The sequence below is a fragment of the Shimia aestuarii genome (genome assembly GCF_022814865.1).
Classification (GTDB): domain Bacteria; phylum Pseudomonadota; class Alphaproteobacteria; order Rhodobacterales; family Rhodobacteraceae; genus Shimia; species Shimia aestuarii_A.
The window spans coordinates 69,803-90,708 of sequence record NZ_JAKVRD010000008.1 but is presented as its reverse complement, the minus strand read 5'-3'; the positions used below and the strand labels follow the sequence as shown (position 1 = coordinate 90,708).

General features: G+C 62.9%; 19 protein-coding genes. 5 read left to right on the top strand and 14 right to left on the bottom strand.

From position 1 onward, the window contains the following. Positions 1-27: 27 nt before the first annotated feature. The 13 genes from cobA to MK745_RS10115 form a co-directional block, all read right to left on the bottom strand. Entirely contained in the window at positions 28-1,050 is a 1,023-nt protein-coding gene (cobA, locus tag MK745_RS10175) for a uroporphyrinogen-III C-methyltransferase (protein ID WP_243613184.1), read from the bottom strand. Continuing rightward, the gene (locus MK745_RS10170) at positions 1,047-3,677 is read right to left on the bottom strand and encodes a nitrate reductase (RefSeq protein WP_243613268.1); all 2,631 of its coding nucleotides are present in this window, start codon (positions 3,675-3,677) and stop codon (positions 1,047-1,049) included. Before MK745_RS10170 ends, cobA begins: the two co-directional genes overlap by 4 nt. Further along, a complete protein-coding gene (gene nirD / locus MK745_RS10165) occupies positions 3,677-4,006 on the bottom strand; it encodes a nitrite reductase small subunit NirD (RefSeq protein ID WP_243613183.1) in 330 nt (109 codons plus the stop codon). Before nirD ends, MK745_RS10170 begins: the two co-directional genes overlap by 1 nt. After that, positions 4,003-6,435, bottom strand: coding sequence for a nitrite reductase large subunit NirB (gene nirB, locus MK745_RS10160; protein ID WP_243613182.1), 2,433 nt, complete (start codon positions 6,433-6,435; stop codon positions 4,003-4,005). The genes nirD and nirB overlap by 4 nt, the downstream gene beginning before the upstream one ends. Positions 6,436-6,439: 4 nt before the next feature. After that, positions 6,440-8,119 carry an ABC transporter ATP-binding protein gene (locus MK745_RS10155; RefSeq protein WP_243613181.1) on the bottom strand — a complete coding sequence of 560 codons (1,680 nt, stop codon included), beginning with the start codon at positions 8,117-8,119 and terminating at the stop codon, positions 6,440-6,442. Positions 8,120-8,124: 5 nt separating this feature from the next. Then, a complete protein-coding gene (locus MK745_RS10150; protein WP_243613180.1) occupies positions 8,125-9,201 on the bottom strand; it encodes an ABC transporter permease in 1,077 nt (358 codons plus the stop codon). A 72-nt stretch (positions 9,202-9,273) separates the two neighbouring features. Continuing rightward, positions 9,274-10,641: a CmpA/NrtA family ABC transporter substrate-binding protein gene (locus MK745_RS10145; protein ID WP_243613179.1), complete on the bottom strand. Its 1,368-nt coding sequence runs from the start codon at positions 10,639-10,641 to the stop codon at positions 9,274-9,276. 266 nt (positions 10,642-10,907) lie between these two features. After that, positions 10,908-12,083, bottom strand: a complete 1,176-nt coding sequence (locus MK745_RS10140) for an ABC transporter substrate-binding protein (protein ID WP_243613178.1) — start codon at positions 12,081-12,083, stop codon at positions 10,908-10,910. Further along, entirely contained in the window at positions 12,080-12,664 is a 585-nt protein-coding gene (locus MK745_RS10135) for an ANTAR domain-containing response regulator (protein WP_243613177.1), read from the bottom strand. Before MK745_RS10135 ends, MK745_RS10140 begins: the two co-directional genes overlap by 4 nt. 125 nt (positions 12,665-12,789) lie before the next feature. Next, positions 12,790-13,650 carry a pyridoxamine 5'-phosphate oxidase family protein gene (locus MK745_RS10130; RefSeq protein WP_243613176.1) on the bottom strand — a complete coding sequence of 287 codons (861 nt, stop codon included), beginning with the start codon at positions 13,648-13,650 and terminating at the stop codon, positions 12,790-12,792. A 15-nt stretch (positions 13,651-13,665) separates the two neighbouring features. After that, positions 13,666-14,316, bottom strand: coding sequence for a glutathione S-transferase family protein (locus MK745_RS10125; protein ID WP_243613175.1), 651 nt, complete (start codon positions 14,314-14,316; stop codon positions 13,666-13,668). A gap of 18 nt (positions 14,317-14,334) precedes the next feature. After that, on the bottom strand, positions 14,335-14,799 hold the full coding sequence (locus MK745_RS10120) for a DUF1348 family protein (RefSeq protein WP_243613174.1): 465 nt from the start codon (positions 14,797-14,799) through the stop codon (positions 14,335-14,337). 76 nt (positions 14,800-14,875) lie between these two features. Further along, positions 14,876-15,430: a carboxymuconolactone decarboxylase family protein gene (locus tag MK745_RS10115; protein ID WP_243613173.1), complete on the bottom strand. Its 555-nt coding sequence runs from the start codon at positions 15,428-15,430 to the stop codon at positions 14,876-14,878. 104 nt (positions 15,431-15,534) lie between these two features. Between MK745_RS10115 and MK745_RS10110 the strand changes: the two genes are divergently transcribed. The 4 genes from MK745_RS10110 (at position 15,535) to nusB (ending at position 18,750) form a co-directional block, all read left to right on the top strand. Further along, positions 15,535-16,431 carry a LysR family transcriptional regulator gene (locus MK745_RS10110; RefSeq protein WP_243613172.1) on the top strand — a complete coding sequence of 299 codons (897 nt, stop codon included), beginning with the start codon at positions 15,535-15,537 and terminating at the stop codon, positions 16,429-16,431. 177 nt (positions 16,432-16,608) lie between these two features. Further along, positions 16,609-17,730 (top strand): 3,4-dihydroxy-2-butanone-4-phosphate synthase, encoded by a 1,122-nt coding sequence (ribB, locus tag MK745_RS10105; protein ID WP_243613171.1) that lies wholly within the window; start codon positions 16,609-16,611, stop codon positions 17,728-17,730. A gap of 4 nt (positions 17,731-17,734) precedes the next feature. Further along, positions 17,735-18,286: a 6,7-dimethyl-8-ribityllumazine synthase gene (locus MK745_RS10100; RefSeq protein ID WP_243613170.1), complete on the top strand. Its 552-nt coding sequence runs from the start codon at positions 17,735-17,737 to the stop codon at positions 18,284-18,286. Then, the gene (nusB, locus tag MK745_RS10095; protein WP_243613169.1) at positions 18,283-18,750 is read left to right on the top strand and encodes a transcription antitermination factor NusB; all 468 of its coding nucleotides are present in this window, start codon (positions 18,283-18,285) and stop codon (positions 18,748-18,750) included. The genes MK745_RS10100 and nusB overlap by 4 nt, the downstream gene beginning before the upstream one ends. 53 nt (positions 18,751-18,803) lie before the next feature. Here nusB and MK745_RS10090 read toward each other — a convergent pair whose 3' ends face one another. After that, positions 18,804-20,387 (bottom strand): amidohydrolase, encoded by a 1,584-nt coding sequence (locus MK745_RS10090; protein WP_243613168.1) that lies wholly within the window; start codon positions 20,385-20,387, stop codon positions 18,804-18,806. Between the two features lie 165 nt (positions 20,388-20,552). Between MK745_RS10090 and MK745_RS10085 the strand changes: the two genes are divergently transcribed. Continuing rightward, positions 20,553-20,867, top strand: coding sequence for a hypothetical protein (locus MK745_RS10085; RefSeq protein ID WP_243613167.1), 315 nt, complete (start codon positions 20,553-20,555; stop codon positions 20,865-20,867). Positions 20,868-20,906: the final 39 nt, after the last annotated feature.

Below are 20,906 nucleotides of genomic sequence, written 5' to 3'. Positions count from 1 at the left end.
CCGGTCCCCTGACGAGCGCCTTGGTTCTCAGATCTGCGCCGCCAACGAGCGCTTGGCGGTGGCGACTGGGGCCTGGGCCTTGTGGGGTTTGGGCCATGTCACAAGTAGGATCGCGCAGCCTTTGATGGCCTCTGTCGAGAGTGTCTCGGTGAGGTGTGCAATCTCTGACGAGAGCAGCCTTTGGCCCGGCTTCGACACATCGACGGCGATCTCGACCGGAGCGTGTGGAGGCAGGCCTTTGTCGATCAGGGCCGCCGAGATGCGTCCAGCTTGGCGCACCGACATGTAGAAGGCGGTGGTTGTGCCCGGCCCGCAAAGGCGGGTGCAATCGGGGAACGGGTCTTGGTCATGGCCGGTTCCGGTGGCCAACACCAACGTGTCGGCGACCCCGCGCTCGGTCAGGCTTTGGCCCAAGGCAGAGGCGGCGGCGGAAGCGGCTGTGACGCCGGGGACGATCTCGACCGGGATGCCTGCGGCATGGGCGGCGTCCATCTCTTCCACGGCGCGTCCAAAGATTGCCGGGTCTCCGGATTTGAGCCGCACCACGCGGCGGCCCTTGAGGGCTTCGGCGACGATCTTTTGGTTGATCCTGTCCTGCGGCCAGCTATGCGCACCGACATGTTTGCCGACGAAGACGCGCTCGGCTTTGGGGTGAGCGAGGTCGAGGACGTCTTCCTCGACGAGGCGATCATAGAACACCACATCCGCGGCTTGCAGGCGGGCCACTGCGCGCAGGGTCATCAGGTCGCGCGCGCCCGGCCCGGCGCCGACAAGAGAGATCGCACCGCGTGCAGGGGCTTGGGGCGTCTGGTTCGTGTCGCGTGCCGCTTTGCTCGTGGGGGAAACGGTGCGGGGCCAAAGGTCAATTGCTGTGTCCCGGAACAGATAAGACCAAGCCCTTTGCAGACTTGGGCGCGAGAGAGGCGACAGGGCACTATGATAGAGGCGCGAGACCCAAGCGCCGAGAGAGGGGCGCGGGAGGTTTGTGGCGGGACGGGGCGCGATGTCGCGTGCGCGGTAAGGGATGGGCAGGTCGTTGGAGAGGGTCATTCGGCGGCCTCCTTGCGGGGGATCGTTTGTAGAAGCGCGGCGATCTCGGGACGGCAGGAGCCACAATTGGTCCCGGCGCCGAGCGCCTCGCCAATGGCGTCCACCGTCAGCGCCGTTCCAGTGCTTGCGGCTTCGAGGATCGTATTGATGCCGATCCCGAGGCAGGAACAGAGCACGGGGCCGGGATCAGGCATATCGGCAGGCGGGCGGCCGCTCAGCGCGTCGATGCGGTCGGTGCCGGGGACGGTGGTGAGGTAGTCGCGCTTGAGGGCGACCGGGGATGGCGCCACGAAAAGTGCGCCCAGTACGACGCCTTTGTCGTGCAACAGGATGCGCGCGCTTGCCCGACCGGCGTCGATGATCGAGATGGCTTCTGCCTCGGGGGCCGAGAACAGTTTACGGGCCTCGGCCTCCCAATCGGTGACCGGGGTCGTGCCGGCGAGTTCGGCGCGGTAGCCGCGTGCGCTTCGGGCCTGTGCCCAATAGTCAGAGCTTAGAGACATGGGCCGGGCGGACACTGCAAAGCCATACCAGGCGGCGTCAAACCGGGCGAGGGCGACGACGCTGGCCTTGCTTTCAGGCTGACCGGAGACCGGATCAGTTGCCGCGGCCACAAGCGTGTCGATCCGCGCGCAGGGGGCGGTTTCCCCGGTCCAGTGCATCGAGGCAAAGACCTGACCGGGCTGCACCGTCTCTGTGATACGGGCGCGCAGAATGGCGCGTCCGGTGGGGCTCGACAGGGTGACGAGATCTGCGGCGGCCAGGGTCAGCCGTGCGGCATCGTCGGGATGAATGTCGACAAAGGGTTCGGGCAGATGCGCCGAGAGACGCGGGCTCAGCGCGGTGCGGGTCATGGTATGCCATTGATCACGCAAGCGCCCGGTGTTGAGGCGAAACGGGTAGCGTGGACCGGTCTTGGCCGCGGGCGGGCGGTAGGTCACGGGCAGGATGCGCGCCTTTGCATCGTCATGGAAAAAGTGGCCGTCCGCGAAGAACCGCCCGCCTTGGCGGGTCTTGGTCACGGGCCAACGGGTTGGCGCCAGTGCCGCATAGGCGGCGGCGTCCAGATCAGCGAAGGCGGAGATGTCGAAATCGCGGCCAAAGCGCCCCGCGAGGCCGGAAAGCGCCGCATACTCGCGGAAGATCTCGGCGGGGTGGGTATAGGAGAACGCCCGGTCATGCCCCATGCGCCGTCCGACCTCGGCAAGGATGTCCCAATCCGGGCGCGCCTGTCCCGGAGCGGCCAGAACGCTGCGCTGGCGGCTGATGGTGCGATCGGAATTGGTCACGGTGCCGTCTTTCTCGGCCCAGGCCGTGGCAGGCAAAAGCACATCGGCCAGTCGCGCGGTATCGGTTTGGCCGGTGATATCGCTCACGACGGTGAAGGCGCAGTTGGCAATCGCTGCGCGCACACGGTCGGCTTCGGGCATCGAGACGGCCGGGTTGGTGTGGATGATCCAGAGCGCCTTGATCTGTCCGTTCTCGACGGCGCGAAACATGTCCACCGCCTTGAGGCCGGCGGCTTTGGGCATGGCGGGTGCTTGCCAGAAGTCCTGCACCGCCGCCCGGTGGTCGGCGTTTTCCAGATCGAGGTGACAGGCGAGCATATTGGCCAGCCCACCAACTTCGCGCCCGCCCATGGCGTTGGGCTGACCCGTGACCGAGAAAGGCCCCATGCCCGGTTTGCCGATGCGGCCCGTGGCAAGGTGGCAGTTGAGGATGGCGTTGACCTTGTCGGCGCCGGAGGTCGATTGGTTGACGCCTTGCGAGTAGATCGTCACGACCTTCTCGGTCTGCATCCAAAGCGCGCAGAAAGTGGCGATCTCTTCGGGGCAGAGGCCGGTGACGGCGGGATCATCGCGCCGCGCCGCCGTCAGGGCGGAGGCGAGCCCTTGGGTATGGGCGCCATAGGCCTCGTCGAGCTTGCCGGCGTCGGCAAGCGTGACCAGAAGGCGATTGAAGAGTGCCACGTCGCTCCCCGGTTGCAGGGCGAGGTGCATATCGGCGCCGTCGCAGCTTGCCGTGCGGCGCGGATCGATCACGACGATCTTGGTGCCGCGTGTCTTGCGGGCGGCGAGAAGGCGTTGGTAGAGCACCGGGTGGCACCAAGCGAGATTGGAGCCAACGAGCACCACGAGATCGGCCTCGTCGAGATCCTCATAGGTGCCGGGCACCGTGTCGGTGCCAAAGGCGCGTTTGTGGCCTGCCACGCTCGAGGCCATGCAGAGCCGGGAATTGGTGTCGATATTGGCCGAACCGATGAAGCCTTTCATCAGCTTGTTGGCGACGTAGTAATCTTCGGTCAGCAATTGCCCCGAGACGTAGAAGGCGACGCTGTCGGGGCCATGTGTGGCGATGGTGTCGGAGAACCGGTCTGCGACCAGTTGCAGGGTCTCATCCCAACCGGCGTCCTGACCGTTGACCTGTGGAGCGCGCAGGCGGTGCTGGAGGCCGGTTGTTTCGGCCAGAGCGGATCCCTTGGAGCACAGCCGACCGAAGCTCGCGGGATGTTCCGGATCGCCCCGCACCGCCAGCCCGCCTTGTCCGTCAGGGCGCAAGAGCACGCCACAGCCGACGCCACAATAGGGGCACGTCGAGCGGATTTCAGGAAGGCCGCCCCCATCCATCATGCGGCACTCCGTTTGCCGACCGCCTCGCCGTCCAGAAGAATGCGCGCCCCTTCGAGGCGTACCGGATAGGTGGCGAGTTGACCCTCTTCGCCCTGTGCGGCACCCGAGTTGAGATCGAACACCCAATTGTGCAGCGGGCAGGTGACGGAGCGCCCATGCACGATCCCATCAGAGAGCGGGCCGCCCTTGTGCGGGCAGGTATCGGAGACGGCAAAGATCTCGGCTTCGGCGGTGCGAAACAGGGCCACGCAGCCCACCGGTGTTTTCACCACGCGCGCACCGCGTAGGGGGATGTCGTCGATATGTCCAATGTCGATCCAGCTCATTCTGCGGCCTCCAGTGTCAGATCCGCCAAGGGCGCGTAGCTTGCCGCGCGTTCCTGCGCGTGTTCGGCCCAAGGGTCTTTGCGATAAATGGATTGCGAGAGTTCGAAAGCGGCAACCAAGCGCGCGCGTTCTTCGGGATCCGCGATCCGTTCTTTCACCCAGTCCAGCCCAACCTTGGCGAGCCATTTGTAGGGTCGGTCGAGATACTTGGCGTTCTCGCGGTAGAGCTGCACGAAAGCGGTGCTGACCTCGAGGGCTTCTTCCTCGGTGGGCACGTCGATCAGCCGTTCGGTTTCCTTGACGTCCATGCCTGCCGCGCCGCCGACGCCGATCTGGTAGCCGCTGTCGACACAGACGATGCCGATGTCCTTGCATGTGGCTTCGGCGCAGTTGCGCGGGCAGCCGGAGACCGCCAGCTTGACCTTGTGCGGTGTCCAAGACCCCCAGAGCGCCTGCTCCAGCTTGATGCCAAGGCCGGTGCTGTCTTGCGTGCCGAAGCGGCAGTGATCGGTGCCGACGCAGGTTTTGACGGTGCGCAGCCCCTTGGAATACGCATGTCCCGAGACAAGACCTGCGCGGTTCAGATCGGCCCAGATGGCGGGGAGGTCCTCGCCCTTGACGCCAAGCAGGTCGATCCGCTGCCCGCCAGTCACCTTAACGGTCGGTACGTTGTATTTGTCTGCCGCATCGGCAATGGCGCGCAACTCGTCGGGGTTGGTGATGCCGCCCCACATGCGCGGCACGACGGAGAACGTCCCGTCTTTTTGAATGTTGGCGTGTTTGCGTTCGTTGACGAAGCGGCTTTGCGGATCGTCCTGATATTCGAGCGGCCAGTCGGCCAGAAGATAGAAGTTCACCGCCGGGCGACAGACATGGCAGCCATTGGGTGTTTTCCAGCCGAGTTCCTGCCAGACCGCAGGTTGCGATTTCAGCTCTTGCGACTTGATCAGGCGGCGCACGTCCTCGTGGGTGAGGTCGCAGCAGCCACAAATGGGTTGCGCCGTTGGCATTTCGAACCCGTCGCCCAAGGTCACCTGAAGCAATTGCTCCACAAGACCGGTGCATGTCCCGCAGGAGGCGCTTGCCTTGGTCTGGGCTTTTACCGCGCCAAGGTCGGTGGCGCCGCCTTCGATGGCGTCGACGATCTGGCCTTTGCAAATGCCGTTACAGCCACAGATTTCCGCATCACGCGGCAAGGCTGCAACGGCTGAGAGAGGGTCCGCTTGGTCGCCTCCTTGATAGGCGGGGCCAAAAATCAGGGTGTCGCGCATGTCGTCGATCTCGGTGCCGTCCTTGATCAGCCCGAAGAACCAGTTCCCGTCGGTGGTGTCGCCATACATCACCGCGCCGACGAGGCGGTCGCCTTCGATCACGAGGCGCTTGTAAATGCCGCGGGCAGGATCGCGGAACACGATATCCTCGCGCCCTTCGCCTTCGGCAAAATCGCCGGCGCTAAATAGGTCGCAGCCGGTGACTTTGAGCTTGGTCGCGATGTCCTTGACGACAAAGGCATCCGGTTCCTCGAGCAGGGTCTTGGCCAGAACTTTGGCCTGATCGTAGAGCGGCGCCACGAGCCCGAAGAGGTGTCCATTGAATTCGACGCATTCGCCAACCGCGTAGATGTCCGGGTCGGAGGTTTGCATCTGGGCGTTGACCTCGATGCCGCGTGCCACGGCGATGCCCGCGTCCGTCGCGAGCCGTGTTTCGGGCCGAATGCCAACGGCCATGACGACAAGATCCGCTTCCAGCCCGGTGTTGTCCTCGAGCAGCACGCCTTCCACCTTGTCACCTCCAAGGATCGCGGCGGTGGAGGCTTGGGTCTTGATGGTGATGCCACGCTTTTCCAGATCGCGGCGCAGGAGATAGCCCGCCGCTTCGTCCAGTTGCCGCTCCATCAGGTGGCCCATCAGGTGCAACACGGTCACGTCCATGCCGCGCCCGGCGAGCCCTGCGGCGGCTTCGAGGCCGAGAAGGCCACCGCCGATCACGACCGCCTTGCCGCCCGCCTTGGCCGCGTCGATCATGGCGTTGGTATCGTCGAGGTCGCGGTAGGTGACGACGCCGGGGAGGTCTTTGCCTTGCACCGGAATGATGAAGGGGGCCGAGCCGGTCGCGATGATGAGTTTGTCATAGGGGACATGGCCCTTCTGGCCTTCGACCACTTTCATGTCGCGGTCGATGCGGACCACGTGTTCGCCAAAGCGGCAGGTCACGCCATGGGCTTCGTACCATGCGGCGTCATGGGTGATGATGTCTTCGTAGGTCGTCTCGCCGGACAGGACCGGCGAAAGCATGATCCGGTTGTAATTGCCACGTGGCTCGGCATTGAAGAGGGTGATGTCGTAGGTGTCCGGGCTGGTCTCGACCAGTTGTTCGATCAGTCGGCCAGAGGCCATTCCGGCCCCGATGATTACCAGTTTCTGTGTCATGGGTTCACTCCGCCGCTATGGCCTTTGGGGCCGGGGATTTGGGCTTTGCGCCGTGCTCGTATTCTTCAAGGAAATCGAGCACCTCTTGCCGGTAGGCGTAGTAGTCCGGGTGCTCGAGGAGGGCCTTGCGGGTGCGTGGGCGCGGTAGATCGACCTTGGTGATCTTGCCAATGGTGGCCTGTGGTCCGTTGGTCATCATCACCACGCGATCAGCGAGGAGGATCGCTTCGTCCACGTCATGGGTGACGCAGATCGCGGTCACTTTGGTGCGGCTCCAGACTTCCATCAGGACTTCCTGAAGCTCCCAGCGGGTCAGGCTATCGAGCATTCCGAAGGGTTCATCGAGAAGCAAGAGCTTGGGTGACAAGGCAAAGGCGCGGGCGATGCCGACCCGTTGTTTCATGCCGTTCGAGAGGTCGGTGGCGGGCTTGTGCATCGCATCGGCCAGACCGACGCGTTCGAGGTAGTATTCCACCACGTCTTGTCGTTCGGCCTGTGAGGCCTTGGGATAGACCTTGTCCACCCCGATCGCCACGTTCTCCCGCGCTGTGAGCCATGGAAACAGGTTCGGCGACTGGAACACCACGGCGCGCTCGGGATCGGCGCCTTCGACGTGACGCCCGTCCAGCTTGATCGCGCCTTTGGAGATGTCGTTCAGCCCCGCCGCCATGGTCAGCACCGTGGACTTGCCGCAGCCCGAATGCCCGATCAGCGAGATGAATTCGCCCCGGTCGATCTTGAGGTCGAAATCCTCGACCACGGTCAGGGGGCCCTTAGGGGTCGGATAGACTTTGTAGAGTTGCGAGAAATCGAGGAAGCGCGAGTCGATCAGACCCTTTTGCGCATCTTGCACGGCGGTTGGGACGCCGTGGATCGGGGTCACGTCGGGCAACTCGCGGCTGCCTTCGACCTTGGCCTCGACCCCCACATCCATCAGGTAGGTCGTCACCTGGGCGCGCAGACGTTTGAAGCTTTCGTCGTGGTTCATGGCGCTGCGGTCCCGCGGGCGCGGGATGGTGACCTTGAACTCAGCCCCCAAGCTTCCGTCGGGGTTTAGCGCGATGATCCGGTCGGCGAGAATGATCGCCTCGTCCACATCGTTGGTGATCAGCACGCAGGTTTTCTTGTCCGCCTCCCAGATATGTTCGATCTCGTCGGCGAGATTGGCCCGCGTCAGTGCGTCGAGCGCCGAGAGAGGTTCATCCAGAAGCAGCATTTCCGGGCTCATGGCGAGGGCGCGGGCGACGTTCACCCGCTGACGCATGCCGCCCGAAAGTTCTGCCGGGCGGCGGCTCATGGCGTGGCTCAGGCCGACCATATCGACATAGTGGGCCACCTTCTCGGCTTTCTCGGCCTTGCTGAGGCCGGGGAAGACCGTATCGAGCGCAAGGCTGACGTTCCCGCCGACCGTGAGCCACGGCATGAGAGAATAGTTCTGAAAGATCACGCCACGTTCGGGGCCAGGGCCGGTAATCGGTGCGCCCTTGAAAGAGACAGTGCCCTTGGTGGGCGTCTCAAGCCCGGCCATCAGGTTGATCAGCGTCGTCTTGCCCGTCCCGGAGAAGCCGAGGATCACTAGGAATTCGCCCTCTTTCACCTCGAGGTTGATCCCTTTGAGCACGTCGGTCTTGTGCGTGCCTTCACCGAAGGACTTGCTGACGTTGTCGAAGGTCAGAATGCTCATAGCGCTCACCGATTGTTCGAGAAAGTGAAGAGGGATTGCAGCGCGTACATCACCCGATCCAGCAGGAAGCCGATGATGCCGATGGTGAAGACGGCGACCATGATCTTGGCGAGGCTGGAGCTTGAGCCGTTCTGGAATTCATCCCAGACGAATTTTCCAAGACCGGGGTTCTGCGCGAGCATTTCCGCCGCGATCAGGACCATCCAGCCGACGCCCAGAGAGAGACGCAGACCGGTAAAGATCAGGGGCAGGGCAGAGGGCAGGACAAGCTTGGTAATCTTGGTCCATGTGTTCATTTTCAAAACTTTGGAGACGTTCACCAAATCCTTGTCGATGCTCGCCACGCCCAGAGCGGTATTGATCAGGGTCGGCCAGAGCGAGCAAAGCGTCACGGTGACGGCAGAGATGATGAAGCTCTTGGCGAAGAGACCGCCTTCTGTGGCGGCAAGGGCCGAGACGATCATGGTCACGATGGGCAGCCAAGCCAGCGGCGACACTGGTTTGAAAATCTGGATCAGCGGGTTGAGGCCTGCATTCGCCGTGGGGGAGAGGCCTGCCAAGATGCCGAGCGGAACCGCCACGACTGTGGCCAGCAGGAAGCCAAAGAACACCGTCTGGATCGAGGTCCAGATCTGCTGATAGTAGCTTGGAGCGCCGGTATAGGCGCGTTCTTTGGGTTCGCGTCCGCTTGCGATCAGGCGTTCGTTGAGTTGATCGACCTTGGCCTGGAATGCGGCGCGTTTCTCGGCCTTGGCACGCGAGTCCTCATGCAAGGTGACGGCTTCCTGCCAGACTTGCGTAGGTCCGGGCACGGCCCCGAGCGATGTTTGCACCTTGGGCGCCAAAGTGCCCCAAAGCAGCAGGAAGGCGGCGATCGCCAGAAGCGGCACGGCGAGGAGACGCCAGATTTCCTTGGCCTGGGCCTGGGGGTTGTCACCGGCGATGGCCTTGAGGACAGGGGTCATCCAGCTCAGGCCAAGCACCTGAAACCATTTGTCGGCGGCGTTGATGCGGGTAAAGAGGCGGGCCCGGCGGGCCTCTTTTGCCTCGGAACTTGCGAAATCTGGGTCGACGGTTGTCATGGGGAGGTTCCTTGATTTCTGATGTCGGGACGCCCTGCGCTTTGAGAGTTGCGCGCGGGCGCCCCGCTTTGGTCAGCCTTTGACAGCGGTGCCAACGACGCGCTGTTCGCCCTTGAGGCCGATCGGCAGGCTTTCGAGATAGGCGTTGGGGGTGCGGCCGTCGTAGGGGATGGCGTCAATGATGTCCGCGGCAGGTGTCGGCGCCTTGTAGCCATCGCTTTCCCAAGGGAAGTCTGCCTCGTTGGCGAGACCTTCGTCGACCAGCATCCGGGCCGCTTCGAGATAGATCTCGGGCTTGTAGACCGACTTGGCGATCTCGTCATACCAGCTATCGGGTTTGGGCTCGGAGATCTGCCCCCAGCGGCGCATCTGCGTCAGGTACCAGACAGCATCCGAATAGAACGGATAGGTCGCGTTGTGGCGGAAGAAGACGTTGAAATCGGGGATGTCACGCTTGTCGCCTTTCTCGAATTCGAAGAACCCGGTCATGGAGTTGGCGATGACTTCGTAATCTGCGCCGACATATTCCGGGCGGGAGAGAATTCGGACGGCCTCGGGGCGGTTGGCGTTGTCATTCTCATCGAGCCATTGGGCGGCGCGGATCAATGCCTTGGTCAGAGCCAGCGTGGTGTTCGGGTTCTGCTCGGCGAACTCGGCGGTGATGCCGAAGACCTTCTCGGGGTTGTTCTTCCAGAGTTGGTAGTCGGTGATGACCGGAACGCCGATGCCTTTGAACACCGCCTGTTGGTTCCAAGGCTCACCCACGCAATAGCCGTGAATCGTACCGGCCTCGAGCGTGGCGGGCATTTGCGGCGGCGGGGTGACGGAGAGGAACACATCGGCGTCGATCTGGCCGGAGATGTTCTGTTCGCTGTAATAGCCCGGGTGCAGACCACCGGCGGCGAGCCAATAGCGCAGTTCGTAGTTGTGGGTCGAGACCGGGAACACCATGCCCATGTTGAAGGGTTTGCCTTCGGCCTTGTACTCTTCCACGACCGGGGCAAGCGCCGACGCGCTAATCGGGTGTTGTGGGCGACCGTCATCCATCTTGGGGATATGCGGCAGCATTTTTTCCCAGACCGCATTGGAGACGGTGATCCCGTTGCCGTTCAGGTCCATGGAGAAGGGTGTGATGATATGCGCTTCGGTGCCAAAGCCGATGGTGGCGGCGAGCGGCTGACCGGCGAGCATATGTGCGCCGTCGAGCTGTCCGTCGATGACGCCATCGAGAAGCACTTTCCAGTTGGCCTGTGCTTCCAGCGTGACGAAAAGACCTTCGTCGAGGAAATAGCCTTGTTCATAGGCGACGGCCAGCGGCGCCATATCGGTCAATTTGATGAAGCCAAATGTCAGCTCGTCTTTTTCGAGTTCCAGCATTTCGGCGAATGCGGGGCTTACCAATGCGGTTGAGGCGGCAAGCCCAAGGAGAAGCTTTTTCATCGTCTTTCCTTTCGATGCGCCCGGAGGGGAGGAGGGCCGGGCAAATGCAAAAAAGGCCACTGCACATGCCGCTGAGAAACAGCGGTGCGCGAGCGGCCTTGCTCATGAAATCCCTGTCGATGGGAGAATTCTGATCAGCTCACCCCGTTGTGGGCTGATGAGTTCATCATTCCGCAGTGCAGCAATCTCACAAAGCAAAGATCGTGAAACGTGTGGGAAAACGGGTCTTTTGGAGCGGGGGATCGCGAAAAATGCCTAAAAAAGCATCAATTGCCTTCGCTGGGGTCGAAAATTTGGCCGTCAAAGAAGGCGTCTGGCAGGAGACTGATGTCCCCTTTCATGGACGCAACCGCGGTTGCATGACGAATCGCGCCTTCGAGTTTCTCGGATGCGCCGGGCAGATCGGCCCCGGTTGAGGCGAGGTGACTGCGGTGCAGGTCGCTGCGGAAGACATGTGCAGCTTGGGAGGTGGAGACCGCGCCATTGGTGCCGTGGCGCTGTTGCAATTGCTGGGCGATCCACTTGGCCTGACTGCGCCAGGGGAAGGTGGCGGCGCCGGTATGGAATTCGACAAAGTGGTCGACTGTGCGCTGGGCGCCGCTGCTTGTCACCGTGAGCTCGCCGGACAGAGCCCGGTCAATGAGTTCGGCAGGCACATCCAGATAGGCTTTGCGCGAGAGAATTTCCCCGGCGGTGCTGCGGCTTTCGGGACTGCTGAGCCAGCGGCCCGCGCGCCAGACCGCCCGCATCAGGCGTCCCAGAAGGTCGGGCTCGGTCTCGGCCCAATCGGTGCGCACGGCGAGCACCTTTTCGGGCGCAAATTCCCAGATCGCCTTGCCCGGAAGCAAAAGCGCGCCAAGCCCCCGGTCGACAGCGACCGAACCCCAGGGTTCGCCAACGCATAAGGCGTCAATATCGCCCGCGGCCAAAGCTTCGGCCATAAGTGGTGGCGGTACGGTCCGGATCTCGATGCCATCTTCGCCAAGCGCGGTGCGGGCCCCCCAATAGCGCAGGAGTTCGACATGCATGGAAAAGGGGAAAGGCACGCCAAAGGTAATCGGTCCGTCATGTGCGGCGGCCAGAGCGGCGGCGGCCTTGACCGGATCCTTGAAGTCAAAATCGTACCCGGATGCGCGGAGCGTGTCTTCCAGCGCGCGCCCGACACCGAGCACATTGCCATTGGCCGACAGGATCGACACCGCCGAGATCGGCGTCGAGACACCGCCAAGCCCCAGAGCCATGGCCACCGGGACAGGCGAGAGCAAATGCGCCGCGTCGACGCGCCCGAAGGCCAGCATATCGCGCACAGAAGACCAGGAGGGCGCGGCGATCAGGTCCAGCGATATGCCTTCGGTTTCGGCGAATCCCATCTCCTGTGCGACGATCAGGGGGGCCGCATCCACGAGGGGCATGAAGGCCACGGAGATATTGACCGTCTTCATCCCAGAAGCCCCGATGCAGTCACCAGCGCCTCGGCTACGTCGGGCACGCGGCGGCCTTGATCCATCGCCGTCTTGCGCAAGAGCGCGTAGGCGGCGTCTTCGTCAATGCCCTTGGCTTTCATCAGGAGGCCCTTGGCGCGGTCGATCACCTTGCGCTCTTCAAGGGCGCGCCGTGTCTCGGCGAGTTCGCTGCGCATCTGGCGCACCATGCGGAACCGCGCAATTGCGGTATCCATGACGGGTTTGATGCGTTCCGGTGAAAGACCATCGACGACATAGGCCGAAACGCCCGCCTCGATTGCGGTTTGTGCCAAGCCGCCAGCCGCACCCGAAACGAACATCGCCACCGGGCGCTCGAGCGGGCCAGAGGCGAGGGTCAATTCCTCGAGCATATCGCGCGTTGGGTTGTCGATGTCGATCAGAACGATATCCGGCGCGTGCGCCGCGATCCTGCGCCCAAGGCCGCTGGCTTCGGAGATCACAAAGACGTCGCAGTCGACACTGTCTTTCAAGGCATCGACCACCGCGATCGCGCGATCGCGGTTTTCTTCGACTACGACGACTGTGAGTTTCGTATCCATCATAGGTCGAATGGCGCGCCAGTATGTGTTCGGCAAGGGTCGATGCGGCGTTGCAGCGAGCGGCCTGCGCAATTTGGCGCGCTTTTACGACTAACGCCCATTTTTTAGGCGTTGAGGGCGACCTTCTAGAGGACGCCGCTCACCCGCCAGATCGCGGCGGGGTGGAGATCGATGACCCGTTCGGCACCGTCGATCCGGGCGGCCCGCTCGGGCGCCCAGTCGATGCGGGCGTGGCCGGTCAGAAGCACCGCATCTCCGGTTGTGAAATCGGGGATGAAGAGCCCGGCGCGGCCCGTGGTTTCGATATTGCCAAGCGTATTGAAGAACCGGTTGCCCGCGAAGTCGGGGAATGACAGCGTGCCGTCTTTGCCAATCTGCAACACGCCGGGCGTGCCGCCGCGATGGGACACATCGGCGCCGCCGTCACCGCTCGTGGCGATGAAGAATGTATCTGCGGCGGAGATGATGGCGTGGGTGGTCGGGTCGTCGATCGTGACACGCTCTCCCAGCGCGCTTGGGCCTGATCTTGCGGGGAGGTTGATCGCGCGCGGGTGAATGTATTTGGGGCAATTGCCAAAGCTCTGCTCGACGGCAACCGTCAGGCCGCTTTTCGTGGCGCTTGCGATGGCACCGTTCATGCGGTTGCGGCGTCGGGTCTCGAACTCTAGCCCAAGGGTGGCCACCTTGGCACCGGGGCACAGATCAAGGCCCAGTTGCTCGGCGAGAACCGGAAGGCCGGGGAGCGTGAGGGTTGTTTCGGAGGCACGCGCACGGGTGGGGAGGAGATGCACCGTCGCCCAAGGCCGCCCGAACCCGTCCTTCAGTCCGAGAAAGACCAGAGGCAGGTTTTCAAAGAACGCTTGGTGTTGTGGCAGCATCTCGGGGCGGATGGCGCGGGCGGCGCGGCTGCGCCACTCTGCGCTGATGCCTGCGCGGTCCTGCACGGCGCGCTCACCGGCGTGAAACACATACGGGGTCTCAGTCATGGTGATGGGCCTTGTTCAGGCGACGTCTTCAGGGACGCGCGAGGGTTCCATGGCAACGAACCCCGGCAAGGCTTCGATACGCGAGAGCCATGCGCGCACCGCGAGGTAGGCTCGCAGGCTCACACCGCCCTCGGGGGCGTGTGCGATGTAGCTATAGCAGGCGATATCGGCGATGGTGATGGCGCGGCCGGTGAGGAAACTACGGGTCTTGAGGGTGTCCTCCATGACGCGAAGCAGGCGATGTGCCTTGGCTTGGGCTGCCTCCTGATCCAACTTGGCACCAAAGACGGACACCAGTCGGGCGATTGCGGGACCGGAAGCGATCTCGCCTGCGGCGACCGAAAGCCAGCGTTGCACCTCGGCGCCGTGCTGCGCCGTATCCGGAAGCCAGCGGTGCCCGTCCGGATAATTGCGCACCAGATACACGAGAATGGCGTTTGAATCTGCCAAAATGGTGCCGTTGTCATTGATTGCGGGCACTTGGCCGAAGGGGCTGAAACGGAGGAAGGCGGGCGACTTGTGGGCACCGTTGGCCATATCGAGATCATAGGTCTCATAGGGCACGCCAAGCAGTGACATCATCAGCTCGACCCGGTGGCAATGCCCGGACTTGGGATTGCGATAGAGCCGGATCGGTTCGGCATTGCAGGGAAAATGCGGGTTCATGGGACGGTCCTTCCTTTGTTAGAGCCCGAGCTCGCTCAGGCCTGGATGGGTGTCGGGCCGACGCCCGAGGGGCCAGTGGAACAGGCGTTCGTCTTCGGAAATGGGGCGTTCGTTGATGCTTGCATGACGCTCGGTCATCAAACCATCGGAGGCAAAGGCCCAGTTCTCGTTGCCATAGGCGCGGAACCATTGGCCGCTGTCGTCGTGGTATTCATAGGCATAGCGCACGGCGATGCGATTGTCGGAGAAGGCCCAGAGCTCCTTGATCAGGCGGTAGTCCAGCTCGCGTGTCCATTTGCGGGTCAGGAAGGCTTCGATCTCGGCACGGCCGACGGGAAATTCGGCACGGTTCCGCCAGCGGCTGTCGACGGAATAGGCGAGCGTGACTTTGGCCGGATCGCGGGCGTTCCAGCCGTCCTCGGCAAGACGTACCTTTTCGCGGGCGGTGTCTTCGGTGAAGGGCGGCAACGGCGGGCGGGACATGGGGTGGTCCTTTCAAGGGTCTCGGGCGTTCAGGTGGGCGGCCGGACGGGGGACGAGCCCGGCCACCACACCAAGGTCAAGCGGCGAGATCGCCAGCTTGGACCGCGGGGAAGTCGATCTCGGTCTGGGCAAGTTCGTTGAGGTAGTTGGTCCAGATGTTCAGCGCGACATGCTGCACGATCTCGATCACCTGGCCATCGTCATAGCCCGCCGCGCGCACTGCCTTCAGGTCTTCGTCAGCGATACGGCCGCGTGCGTTCAGCACGCTTACGGCAAAGCGCACGGCAGCGTCGGCTTTGGCGTCGTTCGAACGGCCAAGACGGTTTGCGGCGATTTCGGCGTCGTCGAGCTTGGCGAGGTTCTTGCCGAGGTAGGTATGCGCCGAGAGGCAGTAGTTGCAGCCGTTTTCCTGAGCCACGGCGAGGGCAACCCGTTCACGGGTGGCGGCCGGGAGGCGGCCTTTGCCGAGAGCGCCGGAAAGGCCGAGGTAGCCTTCGAGGGCGGCGGGGCTGACAGAGGCGAGGCGGAACAGGTTGGGCACCGAGCCAAGCTGTGTCTCGACGGCCTGCAACAGCGGCTGAGACGCTTCGGGGGCGGCGGTGATCGTCGCAGGGTAGGTGATGCGGGACATGTGGAAGCTCCTTTTGCTTGCGATGAGACGAGACTTAGAGGGTTCCAAAAAGCAGGAGTAGACGGTAAATCTGGGATGATAGTTCTCATTTTTTGGAAAGATCAGTGACCGACCGACTCGAAACCATGTCGATTTTTGCGCAAGTTGTGGATGCAGGCAGCCTGACAGCCGGGGCGCGGGCACTGCGAATGCCCATCGCCACGGTCAGCCGTCGGGTGGCCGAGCTAGAGACCTCGCTTGGTGCGGAGCTGTTGCTGCGGTCGCCGCGTGGTCTTTCGTTGACGGATACGGGCCAGACCTATCTCGCCGCTTGTCGACGCATTCTTGAGGACGTGGCCGAGGCCGAGCGCAATGCGTCAGGTGAATTCAAGATGCCACGTGGGATGCTTACGATGACGGCGCCGGTCGTCTTTGGAAGGTTGCATGTCTTACCCACGGTTACGGCTTTCCTGCGGATGTTTCGAGAGGTCGATATTCGTCTGGAGCTGACGGATCGTCCGGTCAACCTGCGAGAAGAGCATCTTGATCTTGCGGTGCGGATCGGACCCTTGCCCGATAGTGATTTGATCGCGCGCAAGGTGGGCGAGATTTGCCGCATCGTCTGTGCAAGCCCAGCCTATCTTGCAGAACGCGGCACGCCCGAGACGCCACACGATCTTGCACAGCATGACGCGATCACATTTCAAAACCTGATGTCGCCACAGGATTGGCGTTTTGGTGATGGGCGCGAAGAGATCATCGTGCCGGTGCACTCCCGCCTTGTGGTGAATACGGCGGAGGCGGCGATTGATGCCGCGGTGCGCGGTCTTGGGGTCACGCGGGTTCTCTCCTATCAGGCGGCTGATGCGATCAAGGCGGGGAGGTTGGTGCCGCTCTTGCAAGGCTTTGAACCGGAACCCTGGCCGGTACATCTTCTCTATGAACCGCGCGCGATGGTGCCGCAGAAACTCCGCGCGTTCCTAGATTACGCAGTGACGCGGATTGCGGATGACCTTGCTTGAGGTGGGGAACGGCCGCGGTCAGAGCCGGGATTGGTCCAAGTAGAATGTTCAGCCGTGGGCGAGGGGCGACAATTGTGCATCTCAAATGTCGGGTTCGGCCCGGCCATGCCGGTTGCGCCTCTGGCCAAGGGGGCTTGCTTGCGGTATTTCCGCGCTTGAGTAGACGAGAGAGAGCCCATGACATTCGAGACACCCGGCCCCGTGGAAGAATCGCTGCGCGATGCGATCAGCCCGATTGAGGAGATCATCGAGGATGCGCGGCAGGGCCGCATGTATATCCTTGTCGATCACGAGGACCGCGAGAATGAGGGAGACCTCATCATCCCGGCGGAGTTTGCAGATGCGGATGCGATCAACTTTATGGCGACGCATGGGCGGGGGCTGATCTGTTTGCCGATGACGGCCGAGCGGATTGAGCGGCTTGGCCTGCCGATGATGGCGGTCAACAATTCGAGCCGGATGGAAACCGCCTTTACCGTCTCCATCGAGGCGCGAGAGGGCGTGACCACAGGGATTTCGGCGGGGGATCGGGCGCTGACCGTGGCCACCGCGATCAACGAGCAGAACACCATGGCGGCGATCGCGACACCGGGGCACGTCTTTCCGCTGCGCGCGCGCAATGGCGGGGTGTTGGTGCGGGCCGGGCACACGGAGGCGTCGGTCGACATTTCGCGGCTGGCGGGGCTGAACCCGTCGGCGGTCATTTGCGAGATTATGAATGACGATGGCACCATGTCGCGCCTGCCGGAGCTCGTGGCGTTCGCCAAGGTGCACGGACTCAAGATCGGCACGATTTCAGACCTGATCGCCTATCGTCACCAGCACGACAACCTCGTGCGCGAGACGCGACGCGAGACAGTGACCGCGGATGTTGGCGGTGATTGGGAGATGCGGGTCTTTACCGACGTGATCCACGGCATCGAACATATTGCGCTTATCAAGGGCGATGTGACGACGCCGGAGCCGGTCTTGGTGCGGACCCATGCGCTCAATGAATTGCAGGATGTGCTCGGCATCGGGGCAAAGCCGCGCGACGAGTTTGCCCGCGCGATGGAGATCGTGGCCGAGGAAGGGCGCGGTGCGGTGCTATTGTTCCGCGAACCGCATCCCAAGCTCGATTTCGGCGAAGAGGATGACCGCCCCCGGATCGTCAAGCACACCGGGCTTGGCTCGCAAATCCTGTCGTCGCTGGGGATGAGCGATTTGGTCCTTCTGACCGACTCGCCCCGGACGCAATATCTCGGTATCGACGCCTACGGGCTGTCCATTGTGGGCACCCGCCCGATTTCCAAGGAGTGAGCCCATGGCCGGCGCAGAAAAGCACTATATCCTTCCCCGCCCGGAGTTTGACAAACCAGTCAAGCTCGCCATCGTGATCTCTCCCTATTACAAGGATATCGCCGACAACATGCTCGCAGGGGCCACGGCCGAGATCGAGGCGGCGGGCGGCACTTACGAGGTTGTCGAAGTGCCCGGCGCGCTTGAGATTCCGACGGCGATCGGGATTGCCGAACGGATGAGCAATTTCGATGGTTACGTGGCGCTTGGCTGTGTCATTCGTGGCGAGACGACGCATTACGAGACGGTCTGCAATGATTCGAGCCGGGCGATCCAGCTTTTGGGGCTTCAGGGGCTTTGCATCGGCAACGGAATCCTCACGGTCGAGAACCGCACGCAGGCCGAAGTGCGCGCCGATCCGAAAGATCAGAATAAGGGCGGTGGGGCGGCTGCGGCGGCCTTGCATCTTATCGCGCTCACGCGTAAGTGGGGCGGCCAGCGCAAGGGCGTCGGATTCATGCCGGCCTCCGAGGAATTCAAGATCGCTGGTGAACTCAAGGACAACCCGACCGCATGACCCTTTCCGGCAACCAGAAACGCAAGATGAAATCCGCGGCCCGGCTCTATGCCGTGCAGGCGCTCTACCAGATGGAGCTTCGCGGGCAGACCGTGGACAAGGTCCGCCTTGAATTTCTGGACCATCGCTTTGGCGAACAGTTTGATGAGTACGATATGCTCGAGGGCGATGTGGACCTTTTCACGCGCACGCTTGAGGATGCGGTGAACTATCAGGCGCAGATCGACCAGATGACGGACCGGGCGCTTGTGGCGAAATGGCCGATCGCGCGGATCGACTCGACGCTGCGCGCGTTGTTTCGGGCGGCAGGGGCCGAAGTCACGCATGGGGACGCACCGGCCAAGGTTGTGATCGCGGAGTATGTGGCGCTTGCCGAGGCGTTCTATCCCGGTGGCAAGGAGCGGCAATTCGTCAATGCCGTCCTCGACCACATGGCGCGCGAAGCGAAGCCGGAAGACTTCTGAGAAAGGCAACGTCTTCTAGAAGACCTTGCCCATACAGAACGCTCTAGATCAGTCTAAGCACGGGTCGGGATGACCCAATCTTCGCCGCGTGCGGTCGTAATGTATTCCGGCCAGCGGGCGTCGAGGGGTGGAGTGTAGTCGCAGAGCGGGGCGAGCCAGTCAGTGCCGCCGATTCCGCCGCCGGTGCGGGCTTTGAACTCGGCCTGTGCCTCTTCGAGAAGTGCCGGATTGGTGAGGCAATCAAGCGCCGTCAGGGCGAGCACCTGTGCCGCTGTCTCCATCATCGGGTCGATGCAAGGCCCATGTCCCCCCATCGCGTTCATCGCCCATGCGGGATAGGTGTAGCCTTCGGGCGCGGAAAGGGCGGGGCGACCGATATAGAGCCGCACGGTCGGGGCGTGCCAACAATACTCGGTATAGTCATCCGAGGTGAAATGGCGCTGCGAGGGCGGGAGGATGTCGCGCAGGGCGGCTTCTGCCTCCTTGGGGGGCATCAGCTCGGATATCATCGGCAGAAAGGGATCCTCCATCGCCTCAAGGCCAAGCTCGGTCTGGATCGCGCGGGCGAAGCTGCGGGCCTCCGCGCCCCATCGCGGCGCGCCGACCGTTTCGAGATTGGCATAGGTTGCGGCGGCGAGCGCGTGGTTGGGCAGGCCCGGTCGCGACTTGGCGACCCAGCGACGACGCCAAGAGCAATGACAAAGCCGGGCAGCGGCCTCGGCGAAGTGATCGAGGCCGCGGATGATATGCTCGGCCTCCGAGACTTCGGAAATGCGGATGAAATACATGATCTCGGCGATCTGGGCCGGGATATTGTCGGCGGTGGCCTGTCCGTGACTGAGGATGGTTTCGTTCATCGACCAGCTTTGGCCCGGCGCCATGATGTGTTCGCGCAAGGCTTTGGCGGATTGATACATCTGCACCATGGCGTCCGTTGCGCCGGGGGCGCGGGCGGCGGCATTGCTTGCCGGGATGGGAGAGGCATCGCCGCCTGCCATCCATGTCTCAGGTTCCTCGCAGGTGAATTCGTAGATGACGCCATAGCCGACGCCGCAATGGGTATCCCAGCGCACGGTGTTGCAGAGCGGGGCCATGTAGAAGGGATGGAACGACAGGGCGGCGTCGAGATCGTCGTAATATCCGGCGGCGGCGTGGATCGGCTTGGAACCGCGCACCTTCTCGGCGGGTTCGCCAAAGAACTTGAGCCGACCGGGGATGTCATGTGCCTGCATCGCGGCCTTGGTGGCGAGGAAGCCGCCAAGCGCCCCCATGCCAAGGGCGGAATGGGGATCGGTATGGCCGCCCGCATGGGGCCCGAGACCGGGGCGGGGCATCTTGCGGGGTTCTGCCGCCTGACAATTGCCGGGGATGCCGTCATATTCCGCGTAGCCGCCGATGGTCGGCCCGTCGCCGTTTTCCCATGTGGCGCAGAAAGCGGTTGGCATGCCTGCCGAGCCTTCTTCGACGGTGAAGCCCTCGCGGCGCAGGAGGTCGACGTAATAGGCCGCGCTTTTGTATTCGCGCCAAGCGGTCTCGCCAAACTCCCAGATATCGCGGGTCCAGCGTGACAGTTCGGGCATCCGGGCGGCAACGGTGTCTCTGGCGGTTTGGTGGGCGGTGGCGCGGGCGTCCGGCATGTCTCTGCTCCTCTTTTGGGCAGAGCCTAGGGGGCGGGTGCGGGGAGATGCAAGAAATCCGCCCCTCGCAACGCAAAGATTGGCCCAAAATGTCGCTTTGGTGGGATTCCCCTTGCCATATTCGAGAAACGGCATAGCTTCTATAGGAAGAAGGGAGAGTCTCTCATGCCCAAATTGATCCGTTTGTATATCACGCAGGTGCTTGCCGGTTTTGGCCTCTCGGCGATTTTCGTCGGGCTTCTGCTCTATTTCAACGTCGGCAACCTCTGGCATCTCGTGTCGGGCACTTCGGGCGGTCTCGTGGCCGTGGTGATGCTCTTCATGTTCAACGGTATCGTCTTTGCCGGGGTGCAGTTCGCGATTTCGATCATGCGCATGGCACAAGACGACACGCCCGGAGGCGGCAAGCGGGATGACCTCCCGGTGATGCCCGCGCGGCTTGTCCCCGTGCCGGTCGAGGCGTCGTCAAAGCGCAAGTAAGCGCGTGACAGGTTTTTCAGGAAAGGCAGGTGCCATGGG